This window comes from Arthrobacter sp. BC5 (assembly GCF_056680255.1).
The window spans coordinates 3,477,746-3,496,055 of record NZ_CM155273.1 but is presented as its reverse complement, the minus strand read 5'-3'; the positions used below and the strand labels follow the sequence as shown (position 1 = coordinate 3,496,055).

The following is an 18,310-nucleotide window of genomic DNA, read 5'->3' as shown; positions in this document are numbered from 1 at the left end:
GCTAGACTGCCGGGGTGACCCACTACGACCTCGCGATCATCGGCTCCGGCTCGGGCAACACGCTCATCTCACCGGAATGGGATGACCGGCAGGTCGTCCTCGTCGAGGGCGGCACCTTCGGGGGGACCTGCCTCAACGTCGGCTGCATCCCCACCAAGATGTACGTCTACCCGGCCGGGCTGGCGACCGCGGCGGCGGAGTCGTCGCGGCTCGGTGTGGACCTCTTCCTCGACGGAGTGCGCTGGCGGGACATCCGGGACAGGATCTTCACCCGGATCGATGCCATCTCCCGTGGCGGCAGGAAGTACCGGGCGGACGAACTGCGGAACGTGCGCCTGATCGAGGACTACGTCCGGCTCACGGGTGAGAGAAGTTTCGAGACGCCGTCGGGCGAGGTCGTCACGGCGGACCAGCTGGTGATCGCCACCGGTTCCCGCGCCGTCCGGCCGGAGATCCCGGGGATCTCCCTGCCCCAGGTGCACACGTCGGATACCGTCATGCGACTCGAGGACCTCCCGAAGCGCCTGCTGATCCTGGGCGGAGGATACATCGCGGCCGAGTTCGCGCACGTGTTCGGGGCCTTCGGCACCGAGGTCACCATCGCGGTGCGGTCAGGCGGCATGCTGCGCCACCTGGACGAGACCGTGTCCGAAGCGTTCACGGAGCAGGCCGCCCGCCAGTGGGACCTCCGCCTGCACACGGACGTCACCCAGATCACCGCCAACGACGACGGCAGCGTGACCGCACGCTTGAACGGCCCTGCCGGCCCGACGGACCTCGGGGTCGATGCCGTGCTCGTGGCCATCGGACGCACCCCCAACACGGACACCCTCGGCGCGGCCCAGGCCGGCCTGGACCTGCACGACGACGGCCGCCTCGCCGTGGACGGCTACCAGCGCGTCCTGCGGAACGGGGCGCCCGTCGAGGGGCTGTGGTCGCTCGGCGACGCGAGCAGCGCCTACCAGCTCAAGCACGTGGCGAACCACGAGGCGAAGATCGTCGCCCACAACCTGCTGCATCCGGAGGCACTGCGCGCGAGCGACCACCGCTTCGTACCGGCAGCGGTGTTCTCGCATCCGCAGGTCGCCGCCGTCGGCATGACGGAGGAGGAGGCACTCGCACACGCCGATGCGACGGGTGCCGCGGTCGTGACGGCCGTCCAGCACTACGGCTCGACGGCCTACGGGTGGGCCATGGAGGACACCACCGGGTTCGTGAAGATCATCGCCGAGCAGTCGACCGGGCGCATCCTCGGCGCGCACATCCTCGGTCACGAGGCGTCGCTGATCATCCAGCCGGTCATCCAGGCCATGTCCTTCGGTCTCGATGCGCAGACCATGGCCCGCGGGCAGTACTGGATCCACCCGGCACTCACCGAGGTCCTCGAGAACGCGTTGCTCAATCTGAAGACCGACTGACGGGCTTCCCGCCGCGGCACGCGGAGGGAAGCCCCGGGGTCAGACCCTGGCGGACGAGTAGATGGATTCGACGACGTCCGAGTAGTCCTTGAGCACCTGGGCGCGCTTGATCTTCAGCGACGGTGTGAGGTGACCGGTGGTCTCGGTGAAGTCGGTCGGGACGATGCGGAAGACCTTGATCGCCTCCGCCCGGGACACCGTCGTGTTGGCCGTGTCCACGAGTTCCTGGATCTCCGCGAGGATCTTCGGGTGCTCCGCCGCCTCGGCCGTGGTGGTGCCCGCGGGCAGCTGGTGCCTGTCGAGCCAGCCCGGCAGCGCCTCCTCGTCGAGGGTGATGAGCGCGGAGATGAAGGGGCGCTGGTCGCCGACCACGACGCACTGGGAGACGAGCGCGTTCGCGCGGATGGCGTCCTCGAGCATCGCGGGGATCACGTTCTTCCCGCTCGCCGTCACGATGATCTCCTTCTTGCGGCCCGTGATGCGGAGGAACCCGTCATCATCCAGTTCGCCGATGTCACCGGTGCGGAACCAGCCGTCGACGAACGCTTCGTCGGTGAGGTCCGGGCGGTTGAAGTAGCCCTTCATGACGCAGACGCCCTTCGCGAGGATCTCGCCGTCATCCGCGATCCGGACGGAGTTGCCGGGGAGCGGAGCGCCGACGGTGCCGATCTTGATGCGCTTGGGCGTGTTCACGGTGATGGGCGCCGTGGTCTCCGTCAGGCCGTAGCCCTCCAGGACCATGAGGCCGATCCCGTGGAAGAAGTGGCCGAGCCGGTCGCCGAGGGGAGCGCCGCCCGAGACCGCGTGCTGGACGCGGCCGCCCATCGCGGTGCGGATCTTGCCGTAGAGCAGCCGATCGAAGACGGCGTGCTTCACCCTGAGGGCCAGCGGGATCTTCCCCGCCTGTTCGGCCTTCGACCAGGCGATGGCGACGTCGGCCCCGGCGTGGAAGATCTTCCCCTTGCCGCCGTCCTCGGCCTTCAGCATCGAGTTGTTGTACACCTTCTCGAAGACGCGCGGCACGGCCAGGATGAAGGTCGGCTTGTAGCTCTGCAGGTCCGGGAGGAGGTTCTTGACGTCGGGCGTGTGGGCCACCGTCGCTCCGGCCGCGACGCACAGCACGGAGATGAACCGCGCGAAGACATGGGCGAGGGGGAGGAACATGATGGTCTGGGCGCCCTCGTGCGCCACTTCGGGAAGTGCGGCGGCGGCGTTCTCGGAGAGCTCGACGAAATTGCCGTGCGTCAGTTCGCATCCCTTCGGCTTTCCCGTGGTGCCGGAGGTGTAGATGATCGTCGCGATGTCGTCGAGGCCGGCGTAGGACCGTCGGTCGACGAGCATCTGCTCGTCGGTCCCCGCACCGGCGGTGCGCAGGGTATCGAGCCCGTCGCCGTCGAACTGCCAGACATGCTGCAGGGATCCGATGCCCTCCAGTGCCACGGCCTCGCGGACCACGTTCTCGTGCCGCGCCGACTCGACGAAGGCGCCGACTGCGCCGGAATCACTCAGGATCCAGGCGACCTGCGCGGGTGAGGAGGTCTCGTAGACCGGCACCGAGACGGCGCCGGCGAACCAGATGGCGAAGTCGGCAAGGGACCACTCGTAGCGGGTGCGGGCCATGATGGCGACGCGGTCCCCGGGCTGCACGCCGGAGCTGATCAGCCCCTTCGCGACGTCCTCGACCTGGCGGCGGAATTCGGTCGCGGAGATGTTCTCCCACTCGCCCGACGTCCCCTTGACGGCGAACAGCGCGGGATTCGACGGCTTGGCCGCCTGCCGGATGACGAGGTCCGCCGTATTGCTCCTGCGGGGGACGTCCACGAGGACGGGAACGCTGATGTCGCGCACGATAGCTCCTTTGATATCACCTTGACCCTGGGGTCGTTTCAGCCTATAGCTTTACCTGCTCAAATTACCGTCCAGTAATGTACAAGTCTGTAACGGCGGCGCCGGCGCGCTGATCCACGACCGGGAGAGGACCCCATGCCGATCATGCCCGATGCGGCGGGACCCCACGTCCGCCGACACCGCACCGAAGCAGGTCCGGCGTGGCGTGGCGACGGACGCCTGACCGCGCGGGCGGCGCGCAGCACCTTCCCCAATCCCGCGCGCCGCGGACTCTCCGTGGGTGTCGACATCGGCGGCACGAAGGTCGCGGCGGGCGTGGTCGATGTGCACGGGAGGATCCTGGCGGAAGCACGCCGGGCGACACCGGGCCAGGACGCCCGGGCCGTCGAGTCGGTCATCACCGAACTGGTGCGGGAACTCTCGCGGGAATACCGGATCCGCTCGGTCGGTATCGGGGCGGCGGGATGGATGGACCTGTCGAACAGCACCGTGCTGTTCAGCCCGCACCTCGCGTGGCGCAACGAGCCCCTGAGGAGGAACCTCGAGAAGCTGCTCCGCCGTCGGGTGACGGTGGTGAACGACGCCGATGCCGCCGCCTGGGCCGAGTGGCGGTTCGGTGCGGGCCGGGGGGAGCCGCGCCTGGTCTGCGTCACGCTCGGTACCGGGATCGGCGGGGCCATGATCATGGGCGGTCGGGTCGAACGCGGTCGGCACGGGGTCGCCGGGGAGTTCGGCCACCAGATCATCGTGCCCCAGGGTCATCGCTGTGAATGCGGCAACCGCGGCTGCTGGGAGCAGTACGCCTCCGGCAACGCACTGGGACGTGAGGCACGCGAACTGGCGGCGGCGAACTCCCCGGTGGCGCAGGCGATCATCGACGCCGCGCCTGCCGATGGCTCGGCGATCACGGGTGCGCTCGTCACCCGCCTCGCGATGGAAGGGGATCCCGCGTCCCAGGAACTCGTCGACGACGTCGGGCAGTGGCTGGGGCTGGGCCTGGCCAATCTGGCCGCTGCCCTCGATCCGGGGACGTTCGTCATCGGCGGAGGGCTCAGCACCGCCGGTGAGCTCCTGCTGGACCCGGCGCGGCGGGCCTTCGGCCGCAACCTGACCGGTCGGGGCTTCCGGCCGGCGGCGCGCATCGAGCGGGCCGCCCTGGGACCCGAAGCGGGCCTGATCGGGGCGGCAGACCTGTCCCGCATGCTCTCGCGCAGCGGAACCTGACCGCGCGGCGGCGCCCCGCGTCGGGTCAGACCTCCGCGCCGTCGTCCCCGATGTCCCGGTGCTTGGGCAGCTTGGTGACGAGGTAGCCGGCTCCCGCGAGGAACAGTGCGAGGACGCCGAGGGTCGCGGCCAGGGGGGCGTCCTGCCAGAACATCGCGAACAGCAGGAGCAGGATGGGACCGCCCGCCGCACCGACCCACGCGAGCACGGTCAGCGGATCGCCCGAGCCGAGGGGCGGAGGCTCCTCCGGGGTGAACCCGCCGTCGTCGTCCGGATCCTCGAAGGCCTCGTAGTCACGCGGGCCTGCCGACGTACCGGGCTGGTTCCGGAAGACGGCATCGACCCGCTCGCGGTCGGTCAGGCCGTCCCCGTCCGCGTCTGGTCTCGTTCGCGCGTCGTCGTCGTCGTCCGTCCTGCGGACCGCTGAGGTGCCCTGGTGCGGAGGAACCGGCCGGGCGGGCGTGGCACCGGACCGGCGCTGGGGCGCGTCGGGGGAGTCGGGATCCGCGGAGGGACCCTCGAGCCGCGCCACGAGGTCCAGCCAGACGGCGTCATCCGTGGATTCGTTCGGTTCCTGACCTCGGGGGCCCATAGTTTGCTACCTGCTGTCGCGTGGTGCGGCCTGGGTTCGGAGGGTCTCCGCCCGGCATCCTGGAAATCAGAGGGCGTGCTGGTTCAATCGTGGACACCGTGCGCCGCTACGTCAACCGGTCCCCAGCGTGTCGGTACCGCTCGACGTGCTCCCGGCGGCTCCCGTGCCATCCCGTCAGGGTGCGAAGCCCCGGCTTCCGCCGGAGGCCCGGCCCGCAGGGTCCTCGCATCGGGCGTCCTGGGCGACCACGCCCCTAGAGTAGGCTTCCAATGAAAAAGCGGGCGGCATGCCGAATGCCGAACCGTCCATGCAGGGAGGCTGGCAGCGTGTTCTATTGGGTGATGAAGCGGATCATCGTCGGTCCGATCCTCAATCTCCTCTTCCGGCCGTGGGTCAAGGGCCTCGACAACATCCCCTCCTCGGGCCCGGCGGTGATCGTCAGCAACCACCTGTCCTTCTCCGACTCCATCTTCCTGCCGATCGTCGTCCCCCGTCCCGTCGTCTTCCTCGCCAAGTCCGAGTACTTCACGGGGAAGGGCGTCAAGGGCAGGTTGACCGCCCTCTTCTTCCGGCTGTCGAACCAGCTGCCGATGGACCGCTCGGGCGGTGCGGCGTCGTCCTCCTCCCTCACGGCGGGCATGGACATCCTCAACGGCGGAGGTGTCCTCGGCATCTACCCCGAAGGTACCCGCAGCCCCGACGGGCGCCTCTACCGAGGCAAGACCGGAGTGGCGAAGCTGGTCCTCGCCACCGGTGTCCCGGTGATCCCCGTGGCCATGATCGGCACGGACAAGGTGCAGCCCATCGGCCGGCGCATCCCCAACATCCGCCGGGTCGGGATCATCATCGGCGAACCCCTCGACTTCTCCCGCTACGAGGGGCTCGAGGAGGACCGCTTCGTCCAGCGGTCCGTCACCGACGAGATCATGTACGAGCTGATGCGGCTGTCCGGTCAGGAGTACGTCGACGCCTACGCGAGCACGGTCAAGGAGCGCCTCGCCGCCGAGAAGGCTGCAGGGCGAAAGGCTCCGAAGCCCGGTGCCGACACCCGCAGGGCCGCGGTCAGGATCTCGAACGACGCCGGGACACCGGCTCCCGGCACCATCACCGAGATCGGCCGGCCCGCCGACACGCGTCCGTCCGCCGGCGACGGGAAGGGCGACGGCGGAGCAGCCGCACGCCCGGAGGCTGGCTAGGCCGACGAGGTCGACCCGTCCGGCTGCAGGACACCCGTCCTTTCTGTGTGACACCGCGCTAAGGGGCGATGACGGGCCGAATCGGGGCCCCGACGCCCAGCCGGTAGAATTCAGCTGTGACTGATTCACTAGCTCCCGTCCTCCCGCGTATCGCGGAATCCGCCTCATCCACCACCGCCGGCCTCGACGCCTGGCGCTCGATGACCGCGGTGCAGCAGCCCTCGTGGCAGGATCCCGGAGTCTATTCGGCGTCGGTCAAGGAGCTCTCGAGCCTTCCGCCACTGGTGTTCGCCGGTGAGGTGGATGTGCTGCGGGAGCGCCTCGCGGCCGCTGCGCAGGGCAAGGCGTTCCTCCTGCAGGGCGGCGACTGCGCGGAGACCTTCGACGGCGCGACGGCCGACAAGATCAGCGCCCGCGTCCGCACCATCCTCCAGATGGCCGTCGTCCTGACGTACGGCGCTTCCCTGCCCGTCATCAAGATGGGACGGATGGCCGGCCAGTTCGCCAAGCCGCGCTCGTCCAATGACGAGACGCGCGACGGCGTCACCCTCCCCGCGTACCGGGGCGACATGGTCAACGGCTACGACTTCACGCCGGAGAGCCGCGGGCACGATGCGTCGCGGATGGTGAAGGCGTACCACACCTCCGCCTCGACCCTGAACCTCATCAGGGCCTTCACCCAGGGCGGATTCGCCGACCTGCGGCTGGTCCACCACTGGAACAAGGGATTCATGGCGAATCCCGCCCACTCCCGCTACGAATCGCTCGCCCGGGAGATCGACCGCGCGGTGCGCTTCATGGATGCGTGCGGCGCGGACTTCGAGGCACTCAAGCGCGTGGAGTTCTTCGCGAGTCACGAGGCCCTGCTCCTCGACTACGAACGCGCGCTGACCCGCATCGACTCGCGGACCTCCCTCCCCTACGACACCTCCGCCCACTTCCTGTGGATCGGGGAGCGGACCCGCGACATCGACGGCGCGCACGTGGATTTCCTGTCACGCGTGAGGAACCCGATCGGCGTGAAGCTCGGACCCTCCACGTCGGGGGACGATGCGCTCGCGCTCATCGACAAGCTCGATCCGAACCGTGAACCGGGCCGGCTCACGTTCATCACGCGCATGGGTGCGCAGAACATCCGCGAGAAGCTGCCGAAACTCGTCGAGCGCGTGACCGGCTCCGGCGCGCAGGTGCTCTGGGTGACGGACCCGATGCACGGCAACACGGTGACGTCGCCCAACGGCTACAAGACCCGCAACTTCGACGACGTCATCGACGAGGTCCGCGGCTTCTTCGAGGTGCACAACTCCCTGGGCACGTTCCCGGGCGGCCTGCACGTCGAGATGACCGGTGACGACGTCGCCGAGTGCCTGGGGGGCGCCGACCCGATCGACCAGGACGCCTTCCTGGAACGCTACGAGTCGGTCTGCGACCCGCGCCTGAACCACATGCAGTCGCTCGAGATGGCGTTCCTCGTCGCCGGGGCCCTCTCGAAGAGCTGACGGACCGGTTCTGTCCCTGACGTCGCAGACGTCAGGGACAGTCCGACGGAGAGAAGGCGGTCACCCCGGGGTGACCGCCTTCTCCCCGTCGTGGCACCGTGCGCCTGCTCGCCTACGTGACGGTGATGCGGATGGTGGACCCCTCGGGTTGCTCACCCGAGGGGCTCTGCCCGGCCACCAGTCCGAGGACCGGGCTGCCGAAGGTGTAGTCGACCCGCACGACGAACCCGGCCGCCTCGAGCGTGGCGATGGCGCGCTCCTCGGACAGGGAGAAGACATTGGGGACCTTCACGATGCGCGGGCCCTGGGACAGTGTGAGCGTCACCGGCGACCCGCGCTGCGCCTCGGCACCCGACGGGCTCTGCTCCAGGACAGCGCCGGCGGGCACGGACGGGCTGTACTCACGCACCTCGCCCACCACGGCCTCGAGCCCGGCCTGCTCGATGGCCGCGACGGCATCCTCCTCGGGAAGCCCCGTGACATCCGGGACGGCGACCGGCGCCGGCCCGAGCGACACCACGAGATCCACGGCGGATCGACCGCGGCGTTCGGCACCCGCCTCCGGGGCCTGCCGGAGCACCTCTCCGGCTGCCACCGATTCGTCGTACTCCTCGTCCAGGCTGCCGACGGTGAGCCCGGCGGCGCCGAGCTCCGCGGCCGCCTCCACCTGCGTCCTGCCGAGCAGATCGGGAACGGTGAAGAGTTCAGGCCCCCGGGAGACGAGCAGCTCGACGCGTTCGAAGCGCCTCACCTCGGAAGCGGCGGCTGGATCCGTGCGGATGACCAGCCCTGCCAGGACGTCCTCGTCGAACACCTCCTCCGTCGACAGCGACCCCAGCCCTTCCTCGTCCAGGACGGCACGCGCCTCCGCCAGAGGGACGTTCGACACATCCGGGAGTGATACGACGCCCGCCGGTCCTGCGCCGAAGAACCAGGCTGTACCGGCCACCAAGCCCGCGAGCAGGATCAGCAGGACCACGAGGAGTCGGGCGGACCGGCGGGCCGTGCGGCCCTGGAGCGTCTTCTGCGGGCGCTGTGCCTGGCGGGCGAGCTGCCGCTTCGACAGCGGGCGCCCGGCGGGCCGCGCGGCCGTCGCCCCGGTAGGCGGCGGGCCCGACGTCGGGCTCGACGGTTGTGCGCCGATCACCCTCGTCGCATTCCGGTCCCTGCCGAGGACGCTCGTCGGGTTCTCCCCCTGCCGGACACCCGGCAGCACTTCCGTCCATCCCGCGCGGTCGGCGGGAGAGTCGCCGTCGTCCAGGCGTGGGGGCCAGGCCAGCGCCTCGGTCCGTGCGTCCTCCAGGAGGTGGCGCGGAACGACGGCGGCGGTGAGCTGGTCCTGTTCGCCGATCGGATCGGAGGCGTCCTCCGGCGCGAAATCCAGCTCGTCGTCGCTCAGGGTGGTGCGGATGTGCCGAAGCTCGCCGAGGAGGGCGGAGCCGTCGACCGGCCGCTCCTCGGGGTCCCTCGAGGTGCACCACCGGACCAGCTCGTCGATGTCCACTGCCAGGCCGGGCAGGAGGGCGGAGGGCGCCGGGACATCCGACTGCGCGTGCTGGACCGCCACCTGGATGGGAGTCTGCCCCGTGAAGGGCTGCTCTCCGGTGAGGAGTTCGAAGAGCATGACGCCGGTCGAGTAGATGTCGCTCTGCGCTTCCGCGGGCCTGCCCAGCACCAGTTCGGGGGAGAGGTAGGCGACGGTGCCCACGAGGGTGGCGGTCCCGGTAGTGGCCGAAACAGCACGCGCGAGGCCGAAATCGGCGATCTTGACGTGACCGGCGTCGGACAGCAGGACGTTCTCGGGTTTGACGTCCCGATGGATCAGTCCGGCCTCGTGCGCCGCGGCGAGGCCCTCGACGACGGAGTCCAGCAGCGCCAGTGCATGGCGAGGCGTGAGGCGACCGTGCTCGCGCAGGACATCCCGGAGGGTGCGGCCGGGAACGTACTCCATGACGAGGTAGGCGACGGGCTGCCCGTCGATCTCGTCGACACCCTGGTCGAGCACCCCGACCACGTGCGGGTGGGACAGCCGGGCGGCGGCCTTCGCTTCCTGCTCGAACCGGTCGATGAACCCGGGTTCCTCGGCGAGGTGCGGGTAGAGGACCTTGAGGGCAACACGGCGGTCCAGCCGGTTGTCCGTGGCCAGGTAGACGGTCGACATGCCCCCGCGCGCCAGCCGTGAATGGACGACGTACCGACCGTCGACAGTCGCGCCCTCGAGAGGGTCCTTCCGTTGCTGGTGCACCATCCGATAGTAAACGGGCACAGCAGGAGGGGACGGGACCACCACGCGATCCCGTCCCCTCCATCGCTCCGGCCCGGGCCGGGAGCTGACTACCGGAAGCTGTTCTGGTGGGCCTTGATGCCCGCGACGTAGCGCTTCGTGTCCTCGAACATGCCGCGGTTCTGGACCGAGTACTGCCCCTGGTAGTAGGAGGCGATGGCGATGTCCATCGACGGGCTGGTGCGCACCAGGGAGCGGATGATGGCGATGCCCGCCGTCGCGTTGTCGTGCGGATCCAGCAGGTTGAGCTTGCGGCCCACGAGAGTGCTCGCCCACTCGCCGGACGAGGGGATGACCTGCATGGTCCCGATGGCGTTCGCGGGGGAGACAGCGCGCTGGTTGAAGCTGGACTCCTGGAAGGCGAAGGCGAGTGCCAGGCTCGGGTCGACCCCCATGGAGCGTGCGGTGTCCGCGACGATCTGCTTCATCTCCGCCGTCGAGGGCGCGGGCATCGAGTTCAGCAGCGCCTTGTTGGCATTGGCATTGGCTACTACGCCCTGCGGGTAGGTGTAGCCGAGGAACGTCGAGGGCACGAGATTGGTCGGCGCCGGCGCCGAAGTCGGCGCGGGTGCAGAACCCTTGGCGGGGATCGAGAGCTGCTGGCCGGGGCGGATGATCGACGTCATCGAGAGGTTGTTCGCCTTGAGGAGTGCATCGAGCGCGACGCCGTTCCGGGAGGCGATGGCGCCGAGCGTATCGCCGGACTTCACCGTGTAGGAGGCGGGGGCCGGCGCGGGCGCGGGTGCCGCCTCCGGTGCCTTCGGCGTCGCCTGCGGAGTCACGCCTGCCGTCAGCGTGAGCGTCTGGCCGGGGCGGATGATCGACGTCATCGAGAGGTTGTTCGCCTTGAGGAGTGCATCGAGCCCGATGCCGTTCCGGGAGGCGATGGCCCCGAGCGTGTCACCTGACTTGACCGTGTAGCTGGCGGCGGCCGGAGCAGGAGCGGGTGCGGGAGCGGGTGCGGGGCTGCCCGGAGCTGGAGCAGGCGCGTTGCCGCCGAGATTCAGCTTCTGGCCGGGGTAGATGATGGAGTTCATCGAGAGGCTGTTGGCCGTCAGGACGCTCTGCAGGCTGACGCCGTTGCGGGCGGCGATCGCCCCGAGGGTGTCACCGGGCTTGACGACGTAGGTCGACCCGGAAGTCTGGGAGGCAGGGGCCGGAGCGGCAGGGGCCGGCGCTGCCGCCGGTGCGGTGCTCCCGGTCAGTTTGAGCTTCTGGCCCGGGTAGATGATGGTCCGCGCGTCCAGGCGGTTGAGCGTGAGAACGGCGTCCGTGGACAACCCGAAGCGCTTCGCGATCGCGCCGACCGTGTCGCCCGGCTTGATCGTGTACTCGCTCGGAGTGGTCTCGGTGCCGACCGTGATCTTCTGCGCGGGTACCTGGACGGCGACGAGCGCGGCGGGCACGACTGCTCGTGGGGGAATCGGTGTCGCTGTCCCTCCGAGATGCCGGGCGGCGGGAGCCTGCGGGGCTGGTGCCGCCGTCGCCGGCTGGGCGAGGGCGACGGAAGAGAGAATCACCGCGGGCAGGGCGGCGGTGGTTACGGCGACGTTCAGGCGGCGGCTGGTGCCGGCGGCCTTCCTGCGGGTGCCGTTCAGCGGTGCATTCGATCGCTGGGCAGTCATGTTTCGTTCCTCGTCTGTTGGCGGCTGAGTCCGCGCGGACGCACGTGCCCGGCAGGGGAGTCCGGCCGGCTGCGTGCAAGTACTGGTAATGCTGTTGCTAGTGTTACTTGTGTGACTCCTGTGAATTTACACGAAAAAGGGAGTAGCACAAGAGGCGCCGAAAGCCCGTGAACCGGCACTCCTGCGTGTCGCGCTCCGGCCGGGCCACGTCGCGGCCGATCCGCCCGCCGGGCACCGTCCCCCGTGCGCCGAGCGAAGTGGAGTTGGGTGCCGGAGCATGGCACCCTTGGACGGTGACTGAACTAGAACACCTCGTACCTGCCTGGCTGAACCTTCCGCAGGTAGCAGAAGCCCTCGATCTGCCGATCACGCGAGTGCACTCGCTCATCAGCGATCGATCCCTCGTCAGTGTCCGGATCGGGGAGCGCAACATCCGCAGCGTGCCCGCCGACTTCCTGGTCGACGGCGCCGTCCTCGACAGCCTGCGCGGCACCGTGGTGGTGCTGTCGGATTCCGGGTACGGCGACGAGGACATCATCAGCTGGCTCTACACCGAGGACGAGACCCTCCCCGGGCGTCCGATCGACGCGTTACGTGAGGGACGGAAGACCGAGATCCGGCGTCGAGCCCAGGCAGCCGCCTGGTAGCAGGCGCCCGACGCGGGGCCCGAGCGGCGCGGCATACGTGTCCGCGGCCTCACGCACTCCGCGTGACGGCCGCTTCCGCGAGCAGGCGGAGCGCGCGCTGGGAGACGGGGTCGATCGGGAGCCCTTCCAGCGCCGTGAAGGCTTCCTCGGACTTCTCCGCAATGAGCTGTTCGGTGTGTTCGAGGGCGCCGCTGCCGACGATCAGGCGGCGCAGGGTCGCGACCGCCGTGTCGTCCAGGGCGATGTCGCCGAGCATCGCGTTGATCGTGGCCCGCGTGTCGTCACCGCTCGCCCTCAGCGAGCGTGCGATGAGAAACGTGCGTTTGCCCTCGCGGAGGTCGTCTCCCGCGGGCTTGCCCGTCACCTCCGGGTCCCCGAAGACGCCCAGGACGTCGTCGCGCAGCTGGAACGCCTCACCCAGTGGCAGCGCGAAGGCCGAATAGGCCGACAGGAGATCCTCGTCCGCTCCGGCCAGAGCGCCGCCGAGCATGAGCGGACGCTCCATGGAGTACTTCGCCGACTTGAACCGCAGGATGTTGAGCGCACGCTCCTCCGCGATCTCGGGCGTCTGGTCCGGTCCGACAGCCTCCTCCAGGAGATCGAGGTACTGGCCGGCCATGACTTCGGTGCGCATGCGGTCGAAGATCACGCGGGCTCCGGCTCCCGGCGTATCGGAGCAGGATGCCGTGAAGAGCTCCTCGCTGAAGGCGAGGCAGAGATCCCCTGCAAGGATCGCAGCCGCCACGCCGAAGCGCTCCGGATCGAGGTGCCAGCCGGCCTCCGAGTGCCGGGTGCTGAACTGCCGGTGGACGCTGGGACGCCCGCGCCGCGTGTCGGACCGGTCGATGATGTCGTCATGGATCAGGGCCGCTGCCTGGAAGAACTCGAGTGCGGTCCCGGCGATGACGGGAGCGGTTGCGCCGGCCGGTCCTCCAGCTGCACGCCAGCCCCAGTAGCACAGGAGCGCCCGCATCCGCTTCCCGCCACTCGTCAGGGCCGAGATGCTCGAGATGAGCGGAAGGGACTCTTCCGAGATCTCTGCCAGGACGTTCCGCTGCTCGGTGAGGAACTCCTCGATGGTCCGGGTGAGGGAGGACCGGAAGCGGTCCTGCTCCGCGGAGACGGCATCGGGAACGTGGCCGCCCCGGTCAGGGGTGGCGGGTGCGGACAGCATGGATCTCCCGGGCAGCTCGGCTGGACGTGGTGCTCCCACTCTAGTGGGCGGTCCGACGGCGCCGACCGTAGCCGCCGACCGTAGCCGCCGACCGTAGCCTGGGCCCCGGGAGCAGGGGCATGCGTCAGCACGGGCCGGACGGCGGGGTGTCGGTGGCACTGCGTACGATATGGGCGTGGTGAAGGACCGGGAGCAGGGGATGATCGAGCACGCCGAGTGCCACATCCTCCACATCGACATGGATGCCTTCTTCGTCTCCGTCGAGCTCCTCGACCATCCCCATCTGCACGGTGTGCCGGTCGTCGTGGGTTCCCCGACGGGACGGTCCGTGGTGCTGTCCGCCTCCTACGAGGCCCGGCGGTTCGGTGTGCGCTCGGCCATGCCGATGTCGGTCGCGATGCGCCAGTGCCCGACGGCGATCATCCTGCCACCCCACCACGGCCGCTACTCGGAGGTCTCGGCCCAGGTGATGCGGATCTTCCGGTCGGTCACGCCGGAGGTCGAGCAGTTGAGTGTGGACGAAGCCTTCCTCGATATCGCCGGGTCGATCCGCAGACTGGGCAGCCCGCGCGACATCGGCGAGCAGGTGCGTGCCGAGATCCGCTCGACCCTCGGCATCACCGCGAGCGTAGGAGCCGCGACCACGAAGTTCGTCGCGAAGATCGCCTCGACGAGGGCGAAACCCGACGGCCTGCTGCTCATCCCCGGGGACCAGACGGTCGCCTACCTCCACACACTGCCGGTGTCCGCCCTGTGGGGAGTGGGCTCGAAGACGCAGGAAGTACTTGCGAGGATCGGCATCCGTTCCGTCGAGGATGTCGCCCATACGCCCCTCAGCACTCTCAAGCGCCTGCTCGGCGCCTCCGGTGAGCACGTGCACCACCTGGCGTGGGGGCGGGATCCACGGCGAGTGGTGGTCTCCCGCCCCGAGAAGAGCATCGGTGCGGAGGAGACCTTCTCCTCCGACATCGACGACTCCGAGATCCTGCGCCGCGAACTCCTTCGACTCGCCCACCGGACGGCCGCGCGGCTGCGGGCCTCCGGCCACCGCGCAGGCGGGATCGCGCTCAAGCTGCGCTATGCGGACTTCTCCACGCTCACCCGGTCGAAGAAGCTCGACGCGCCGGTGGACAGCGCCAACGCGCTCTACGGGGCGGCGACAGCGCTCCTGGACGCCCTGGGGGATCGCCCCATGGCGGTCCGGCTGATCGGCCTGCGTGCGGATTCCCTCGAGACGGGCGGGGACGGGTCGACGCAGCTGACGATCGACCGGAGGGACGACAACTGGCGGATCGCGGAACGGGCACTGGACGACGTGAACCGGAAGTTCGGACAGGCCGGCGTGGTGCCGGCCGGCCTGCTCTCCTCGAAGGGAAGGGCGGGCGCGGTCGGCGGGTCCCGTGAGGGCCCGGGCGGGCGGCGGGCGGAGGCCGGCGGGGCCGGTCCTCGCTCCTCCCGGCAGGGGCCTCCTGGGCGCTTCCCGGATGCGGATGCCGGGGACCCCTGAAATCCGTGCCGGCGAGCGGCTGAGGGGGTGGCTATCATCCCTCGGAGGCGCGTATCAACGCCGCATTGTGACTTTGCACCCACCAGGTAGCAAACTAGTCTTTAAGCAGGTGGTCCAGCTGCCGCCCAGTACGCACGTCAGTCGCCCGGAGCCCGTGGTCCGGGACCCCTCCGCCGGGAACCTGGCCGGCGTTCGGGACGTTGGCTGGATGGAGGAACGTTGGTACCCACATCAAGGAGGCGGTCATGGCACTCTCGGAACACGAGCAGAGGTTGCTTGATCAGCTTGAACAGCAGTTGCACGCCGACGATCCCAAGTTCGCGCACTCGATGGCTTCGGACACCCGTAAGTCGATGTCGACCAGGCGCCTGGTCATCGGGTCGCTCATCACGATCGCCGGAATCCTCGTCCTGCTCGCAGGCATCGTTTATCAGAACATCTTCATCGGGGTCGCGGGCTTCCTGATCATGGGTGGTGGCGTCTACTTCGCCACCTCGAAGTCCCGGCAGGTCGAGGCCGGCCCGGCGGCCGGCGGTCCCTCGAAGGCCCCGACGGGTGGCAAGAGCGGATTCATGTCCAGCCTGGAGGACAAGTGGGACGAACGGAAGCGCGACCAGTCCTAGGCTCGATGCGCCGGCACAGGGACTCATCCCCTGGCACGTAAACGGAGAAGAACCCGCCACGGCGGGTTCTTCTCCGTTTAACGCCCTTGTCCCCGTCCTGACCGATCGGCCTGCTGCGCGGCCGGCTCGTCCAGCTCCCTCCACTTCGCTCCCCGGCAGCCGCAGGTCCGTCGCACCGCGCCGTTACCGGACCGGACATCCCGGAAAGGGGCCCGGAAGGGGGCGCGCCACGGCCCGGGTACGTTGACGGTGGGGACTTGTGGAGTAAAGTGGGGAATATAAGAGCAAGGCAGCAACGGGCTGGGCTTGGCGGACTCGGAACAGGCGGTCAGGGATGTTCCTCGGAACTCACACCCCCCGCCTGGACGAGAAGGGCAGGCTCATTCTCCCCGCCAAGTTCCGGGAGGAACTGAGCGAGGGGCTGGTCCTCACGAGGGGCCAGGAGCGCTGCATCTACGTGTTCAGCATGAGTGAGTTCGAAAGGGTTCACGAACAGATGCGGGCGGCGCCGATCTCGTCACGCCAGGCGAGGGACTACAACCGCATCTTCCTGTCAGGGGCCTCGGACGAGGTGCCCGACAAGCAGGGCAGGATCACCATCCCGCCGGCACTCAGGACGTACGCGGGACTGGACCGGGACCTCGCGGTCATCGGAGCCGGAAGCCGCGCGGAGATCTGGGATGCCGGGGCATGGGAGTCCTACCTGACGGAGAAGGAGACAGCGTTCTCCGAGACGGACGAGGATGCCTTCCCGGGCATCATCTGACAGCACAGCAGGACCAGCAGGACAAGAGCGCAGCAACGACGCGGGTGGGAACGTCTCCTTGGATGAGATCTCCAGCCGCCGGACAGGTCATCCACCTGGCTCCACTTCCCCGGAGCCAGGCGACGATCCGCCGGCCGGATGGGGGTCTGATTCAAGAAGGCGCACAGTCCTCCATGCAGCCTGCAGAACACCGAGACGACGTATGACGAACTGCAGGGAGGAGAGGGTGCATGCGCGGTGACCGGCCGACGGGCGAGCGACACATTCCCGTCCTCCGAGATCGGTGCGTCTCCCTCCTCGCGCCGGCCGTCGCCGCAGCCGAGGCCGCTGGACGCCGCGCCGTCGTCCTGGACGCGACGCTCGGCATGGGCGGACACTCCGAGAGCATGCTGGAACGCTTCCCCGATGCCCACCTCGTGGGGATCGACCGCGACACCGAGGCCCTCCAGCTGGCAGGGGAGCGCCTTGCTCCCTTCGCCGGCCGCACCGACCTCGTCCATGCCGTGTACGACGAGCTGCCCGAGGTGCTGGAAGACCTGGGCATCGACGGTGTCGACGGCGTCCTCTTCGACCTCGGTGTCTCATCGCTGCAGCTCGACGAGCGCGACCGCGGCTTCGCGTATTCCTTCGATGCGCCGCTCGACATGCGCATGGACACGAGCAGGGGCATCACCGCTGCCGAAGTGGTCAACACCTATGCCGCGGAGGACCTGCTGCGCATCATCCGTACGTGGGGCGAGGAGAAGTTCGCCGGCCGGATCGCGACGGCGATCGTGCAGGCGCGCCGGACCGAGCCCTTCCGCACCACGGCCCAGCTCGTCGAGGTCATCCGAGGGGTCGTGCCGGCTGCGGCAGCGCGAACCGGGGGACACCCCGCCAAGCGGACGTTCCAGGCGCTGCGGATCGAGGTCAACGAGGAACTGACCGTCCTCGAGCGAGCCGTACCGGCTGCCGTCGACGCGATCCGCGTCGGTGGCCGGGTCGTCGCGATGTCCTACCACTCCCTCGAGGACCGCATCGTGAAGAGCGCCTTCACCGCAGGAACGAAGTCCTCGGCGCCCGTCGGGTTCCCTGTGGAACTCGAGGAGCACAAGGCGTACCTCCGTTCGTTGACGCGCGGCACCGAAGCGCCCACGCCGGCGGAGATCGAAGAGAACCCACGCGCTGCCTCCGCCAAGCTGAGGGCAGTGGAGCGAATCACGGCACGACCCGTCGACAGGAAAACCAGATGAGCCAGGCATTGACTGTTGAGAAGCGACACGGCGCTGTCGCCTTCGCGGGGAACGGCGCCCTCGCCGTCTCCCACGAACGGCTGGCGGGAGCCTCCACCGGCGCGGTGCGGGAGACGGTGCAGAGGCCCCGTACGCCGCTGTCGGTCGTTCCTGCCCGGCCCACGCGCCGGCGCGTGCCGTTCGCGGTCTTCAGCCTCCTCGTGCTGGGGGCCGCCCTGGCCGCCGTCCTCATGCTGAACATCTCCGTGTCCGGCACCCAGTACGAACTGGTGCAGCTCCGGAACCAGCAGGTCGCCCTGAGCCAGCAGAACGAGGCTCTCGTCCTCGAGATCGAGGGGAAGGAAGCCCCGCAGAACCTCGCGGCGTCCGCCACGAAACTCGGCATGGTCTCCTCCCCGACCTTCGGGACCATTGAGCTAGGTTCGAAGAAGGTGACGGGCACCCCGGAGCCTGCGAAGGAAGGCCCGAAGCCCGAGGTCCTGATCTCCGCGCCCCACCTCGCCACCGGGCAGCCGGGTGCGGTGGCAGCGGAGGCGCCTGCGGAAGCGGGCGTCGAGGGCGACGGTGTCGCAGCGGAGAGCGCGGCCGCGGAGGCGGACAGCTCGGCGTCGGGAACGATCCCCGGCCCCGAGCAGGTCGGGTCCGACCGGTAGCAGGCGACACGCCCGTCGTCCC

The 18,310-nt window shown here is 69.3% G+C and carries 15 protein-coding genes; 10 read left to right on the top strand and 5 right to left on the bottom strand.

Features of this window, described 5'->3' with window-relative positions:
• Positions 1-14: 14 nt before the first annotated feature.
• A complete protein-coding gene (locus AC1MFI_RS16375) occupies positions 15-1,418 on the top strand; it encodes a mycothione reductase (protein WP_479818226.1) in 1,404 nt (467 codons plus the stop codon).
• Between the two features lie 39 nt (positions 1,419-1,457).
• Here AC1MFI_RS16375 and AC1MFI_RS16370 read toward each other — a convergent pair whose 3' ends face one another.
• The gene (locus tag AC1MFI_RS16370) at positions 1,458-3,266 is read right to left on the bottom strand and encodes an AMP-dependent synthetase/ligase (protein ID WP_479818224.1); all 1,809 of its coding nucleotides are present in this window, start codon (positions 3,264-3,266) and stop codon (positions 1,458-1,460) included.
• Between the two features lie 135 nt (positions 3,267-3,401).
• Between AC1MFI_RS16370 and AC1MFI_RS16365 the strand changes: the two genes are divergently transcribed.
• Positions 3,402-4,490, top strand: a complete 1,089-nt coding sequence (locus tag AC1MFI_RS16365; RefSeq protein ID WP_479818223.1) for an ROK family glucokinase — start codon at positions 3,402-3,404, stop codon at positions 4,488-4,490.
• A gap of 25 nt (positions 4,491-4,515) precedes the next feature.
• On the opposite strand, the gene AC1MFI_RS16360 is transcribed toward AC1MFI_RS16365, so the two are convergent.
• Positions 4,516-5,082, bottom strand: a complete 567-nt coding sequence (locus AC1MFI_RS16360) for a hypothetical protein (RefSeq protein WP_479818221.1) — start codon at positions 5,080-5,082, stop codon at positions 4,516-4,518.
• 326 nt (positions 5,083-5,408) lie between these two features.
• On the opposite strand from AC1MFI_RS16360, the gene AC1MFI_RS16355 reads away from it, so the two are divergent.
• Positions 5,409-6,278, top strand: a complete 870-nt coding sequence (locus AC1MFI_RS16355; RefSeq protein ID WP_479818220.1) for a lysophospholipid acyltransferase family protein — start codon at positions 5,409-5,411, stop codon at positions 6,276-6,278.
• A gap of 116 nt (positions 6,279-6,394) precedes the next feature.
• Positions 6,395-7,777, top strand: coding sequence for a class II 3-deoxy-7-phosphoheptulonate synthase (locus AC1MFI_RS16350; RefSeq protein WP_400484878.1), 1,383 nt, complete (start codon positions 6,395-6,397; stop codon positions 7,775-7,777).
• Positions 7,778-7,889: 112 nt separating this feature from the next.
• On the opposite strand, the gene AC1MFI_RS16345 is transcribed toward AC1MFI_RS16350, so the two are convergent.
• Both AC1MFI_RS16345 and AC1MFI_RS16340 read right to left on the bottom strand, forming a co-directional pair.
• On the bottom strand, positions 7,890-10,025 hold the full coding sequence (locus AC1MFI_RS16345) for a Stk1 family PASTA domain-containing Ser/Thr kinase (protein ID WP_479820927.1): 2,136 nt from the start codon (positions 10,023-10,025) through the stop codon (positions 7,890-7,892).
• Positions 10,026-10,111: 86 nt separating this feature from the next.
• Positions 10,112-11,686, bottom strand: coding sequence for a LysM peptidoglycan-binding domain-containing protein (locus AC1MFI_RS16340; RefSeq protein ID WP_479818218.1), 1,575 nt, complete (start codon positions 11,684-11,686; stop codon positions 10,112-10,114).
• Positions 11,687-11,979: 293 nt separating this feature from the next.
• On the opposite strand from AC1MFI_RS16340, the gene AC1MFI_RS16335 reads away from it, so the two are divergent.
• Complete coding sequence (locus tag AC1MFI_RS16335) at positions 11,980-12,333, top strand: Rv2175c family DNA-binding protein (protein WP_479818216.1); 354 nt, start codon at positions 11,980-11,982, stop codon at positions 12,331-12,333.
• Positions 12,334-12,382: 49 nt separating this feature from the next.
• Here the strand turns inward: AC1MFI_RS16335 and AC1MFI_RS16330 are convergent, their stop codons facing one another.
• Positions 12,383-13,507, bottom strand: a complete 1,125-nt coding sequence (locus AC1MFI_RS16330) for a polyprenyl synthetase family protein (RefSeq protein ID WP_479818214.1) — start codon at positions 13,505-13,507, stop codon at positions 12,383-12,385.
• A gap of 169 nt (positions 13,508-13,676) precedes the next feature.
• On the opposite strand from AC1MFI_RS16330, the gene dinB reads away from it, so the two are divergent.
• The 5 genes from dinB (at position 13,677) to ftsL (ending at position 18,288) form a co-directional block, all read left to right on the top strand.
• Positions 13,677-15,014 carry a DNA polymerase IV gene (dinB, locus tag AC1MFI_RS16325; RefSeq protein WP_479818212.1) on the top strand — a complete coding sequence of 446 codons (1,338 nt, stop codon included), beginning with the start codon at positions 13,677-13,679 and terminating at the stop codon, positions 15,012-15,014.
• Positions 15,015-15,259: 245 nt separating this feature from the next.
• Positions 15,260-15,637: a DUF3040 domain-containing protein gene (locus AC1MFI_RS16320; protein WP_479818210.1), complete on the top strand. Its 378-nt coding sequence runs from the start codon at positions 15,260-15,262 to the stop codon at positions 15,635-15,637.
• Between the two features lie 334 nt (positions 15,638-15,971).
• A complete protein-coding gene (mraZ, locus tag AC1MFI_RS16315) occupies positions 15,972-16,403 on the top strand; it encodes a division/cell wall cluster transcriptional repressor MraZ (protein WP_479818208.1) in 432 nt (143 codons plus the stop codon).
• Positions 16,404-16,633: 230 nt separating this feature from the next.
• Positions 16,634-17,635 carry a 16S rRNA (cytosine(1402)-N(4))-methyltransferase RsmH gene (gene rsmH / locus AC1MFI_RS16310; RefSeq protein WP_479818206.1) on the top strand — a complete coding sequence of 334 codons (1,002 nt, stop codon included), beginning with the start codon at positions 16,634-16,636 and terminating at the stop codon, positions 17,633-17,635.
• Positions 17,632-18,288 carry a cell division protein FtsL gene (ftsL, locus tag AC1MFI_RS16305; RefSeq protein ID WP_479818204.1) on the top strand — a complete coding sequence of 219 codons (657 nt, stop codon included), beginning with the start codon at positions 17,632-17,634 and terminating at the stop codon, positions 18,286-18,288. Before rsmH ends, ftsL begins: the two co-directional genes overlap by 4 nt.
• Positions 18,289-18,310: the final 22 nt, after the last annotated feature.

Coding starts and splice junctions, on each gene's coding strand:
- rsmH (WP_479818206.1), top strand. CDS start 16,634: ATGCGCGGTGACCGGCCGACGGGCGAGCGACACATTCCCGTCCTCCGA.
- AC1MFI_RS16365 (WP_479818223.1), top strand. CDS start 3,402: ATGCCGATCATGCCCGATGCGGCGGGACCCCACGTCCGCCGACACCGC.
- dinB (WP_479818212.1), top strand. CDS start 13,677: ATGGGCGTGGTGAAGGACCGGGAGCAGGGGATGATCGAGCACGCCGAG.
- AC1MFI_RS16320 (WP_479818210.1), top strand. CDS start 15,260: ATGGCACTCTCGGAACACGAGCAGAGGTTGCTTGATCAGCTTGAACAG.
- AC1MFI_RS16340 (WP_479818218.1), bottom strand. CDS start 11,686: ATGACTGCCCAGCGATCGAATGCACCGCTGAACGGCACCCGCAGGAAG.
- AC1MFI_RS16345 (WP_479820927.1), bottom strand. CDS start 10,025: ATGGTGCACCAGCAACGGAAGGACCCTCTCGAGGGCGCGACTGTCGAC.
- ftsL (WP_479818204.1), top strand. CDS start 17,632: ATGAGCCAGGCATTGACTGTTGAGAAGCGACACGGCGCTGTCGCCTTC.
- AC1MFI_RS16360 (WP_479818221.1), bottom strand. CDS start 5,082: ATGGGCCCCCGAGGTCAGGAACCGAACGAATCCACGGATGACGCCGTC.
- AC1MFI_RS16330 (WP_479818214.1), bottom strand. CDS start 13,507: ATGCTGTCCGCACCCGCCACCCCTGACCGGGGCGGCCACGTTCCCGAT.
- mraZ (WP_479818208.1), top strand. CDS start 15,972: ATGTTCCTCGGAACTCACACCCCCCGCCTGGACGAGAAGGGCAGGCTC.